Raw genomic sequence first — 2043 nt, 5'->3', positions numbered from 1 at the left:
TTTCTCCCGCGCCTTTTTATTTCCCCTTTCTTAGTGATCCACTTCACCTTTTAAACATGGTTGCCGAATTTTGTTATTTACTCTGACAAAAAATTGCCACGATGAGGGCAGTTTTAGCAGAGGCGGTGAGCAATGGAAAAAGAACGCATTATTCAGGAATTTGTGCCGGGGAAACAGGTTACGCTGGCGCATCTCATTGCGCACCCTGGTGAGGAACTGGCGAAAAAGATCGGCGTTCCCGAAGCGGGCGCTATCGGCATCATGACGCTGACGCCAGGCGAAACCGCGATGATTGCCGGTGACTTAGCTATGAAGGCGGCAGATGTACATATCGGCTTTCTCGATCGATTCAGCGGTGCGCTGGTCATCTACGGCTCGGTAGGCGCGGTAGAAGAAGCGTTATTACAGACGGTAAGCGGTCTGGGTCGGTTATTAAATTTCACTTTGTGCAACCTGACAAAAAGTTAATCAGAGGCGGCGATGAAACGTATTGCGTTTGTCGGTACGGTGGGGGCGGGGAAAACAACGCTCTTTAATGCGCTACAGGGAAATTATTCCCTCGCCAGAAAAACACAGGCCGTGGAGTTTAATGAAAATGGCGATATCGACACGCCAGGAGAATATTTTAGCCATCCGCGCTGGTATCACGCCTTAATTACCACGCTGCAGGATGTTGATACGTTGATTTATATACACGCGGCAAATGATAAAGAAAGTCGCTTACCTGCCGGGCTGTTGGATATCGGCGCCAGTAAACGACAAATCGCCGTTATCAGCAAAACGGACATGCCGGATGCCGACGTCGCCGCAACGCGACAACTACTTCGCGGGATAGGGTTCCAGGAGCCGATTTTCGAACTCAACAGCCATGACCCGCGCAGCGTGCAGCACCTGGTGGATTATCTGACTGAGCTCAGCCAAAAGGAGGAAAGGGCAGGTGAAAAAACTCATCACAGCTAACGATATTCGTGCGGCCCACGCACGCGGCGAACAGGAAATGTCGGTTGTTCTGCGCGCCAGCATCATCACCCCGGAGGCGCGCGAAGTTGCGGAGCTGCTGGGCGTCACCATCAGTGAATGCGATGAATCCGCGCCAACCTTTGCTGCTGCCGCACCGGTTGCGGTGGATGATGGCAAAACGGAAAGCCAGCGCATTCGCGAAACCATCATTGCGCAGTTACCGGAAGGGCAGTTTACCGAAAGCCTGGTCGCCCAACTGATGGACAAAGTCATGAAGGAGAAACAGTCGCTGGAGCAGGGCGGAATGCAGCCGAGCTTTAACTCTGTGACCGGCAAAGGCGGCGTCAAAGTCATCGACGGCAGCAGCGTGAAGTTTGGTCGTTTTGACGGCGCACAGCCGCACTGCGTGGGTTTAACCGATCTGGTGACCGACCAGGACGGTAGCAGCATGGCCGCCGGGTTCATGCAGTGGGATAACGCTTTTTTCCCATGGACGCTGAACTACGACGAAATCGACATGATTCTGGAAGGCGAGCTGCACGTTCGCCACGAAGGCGAAACCATGATTGCTAAAGCCGGGGACGTGATGTTTATCCCGAAAGGCTCCAGCATCGAATTTGGTACGCCATCGACGGTGAAATTTCTGTATGTGGCCTGGCCTGCGAACTGGCAGTCCTGCTAAGGCGGATGTATGAAGGATTTCATTACCGAAGCATGGCTTAGAGCGAATCATACGCTCAGCGAAGGGGCTGAAATTCATCTCCCCGCTGATGCTCGCCTGACGCCATCTGCCCGGGAATTACTGGAAAGCCGACATCTGCGCATTAAGTTTATCGACGAGCAGGGCAGCCTGTTTATTGATGACGAAGAACTGCAGCCGCAGCCGGTGCATGGTTTAACCAGCAGCGATACGCATCCACAGGCCAGTTGCGAACTGTGTCATCAACCGGTGGTGAAGAAAGCAGACACGCTGACGCATCTGACAGCGGACAAGATGGTCGCTAAAAGTGACCCGCGCCTGGGATTTCGCGCCGCGCTGGACAGCACCATCGCCCTGGCCGTGTGGTTGCAGATAGAGCTGGC

The 2043-nt window shown here is 53.8% G+C and carries 4 protein-coding genes; all 4 read left to right on the top strand.

Annotated features, from left to right (window positions below):
* Window positions 1-132 precede the first annotated feature (132 nt).
* Complete coding sequence (eutS, locus tag FDW87_RS01165; protein WP_003037995.1) at window positions 133-468, top strand: ethanolamine utilization microcompartment protein EutS; 336 nt, start codon at window positions 133-135, stop codon at window positions 466-468.
* A gap of 12 nt (window positions 469-480) precedes the next feature.
* Window positions 481-960, top strand: a complete 480-nt coding sequence (gene eutP / locus FDW87_RS01160) for an ethanolamine utilization acetate kinase EutP (protein ID WP_016153958.1) — start codon at window positions 481-483, stop codon at window positions 958-960.
* Complete coding sequence (gene eutQ, locus FDW87_RS01155; protein ID WP_137379371.1) at window positions 938-1642, top strand: ethanolamine utilization acetate kinase EutQ; 705 nt, start codon at window positions 938-940, stop codon at window positions 1640-1642. Before eutP ends, eutQ begins: the two co-directional genes overlap by 23 nt.
* Window positions 1643-1651: 9 nt before the next feature.
* On the top strand, window positions 1652-2043 hold a 392-nt coding region (gene eutT, locus FDW87_RS21430), incomplete at its 3' end, for an ethanolamine utilization cob(I)yrinic acid a,c-diamide adenosyltransferase EutT (RefSeq protein ID WP_252362932.1).

Source organism: Citrobacter sp. wls826 (assembly GCF_005281245.1).
Lineage (GTDB): Bacteria > Pseudomonadota > Gammaproteobacteria > Enterobacterales > Enterobacteriaceae > Citrobacter > Citrobacter braakii.
Note: the sequence above shows the minus strand (reverse complement) of the source record. Positions and strands in the feature narration are given on the sequence as shown.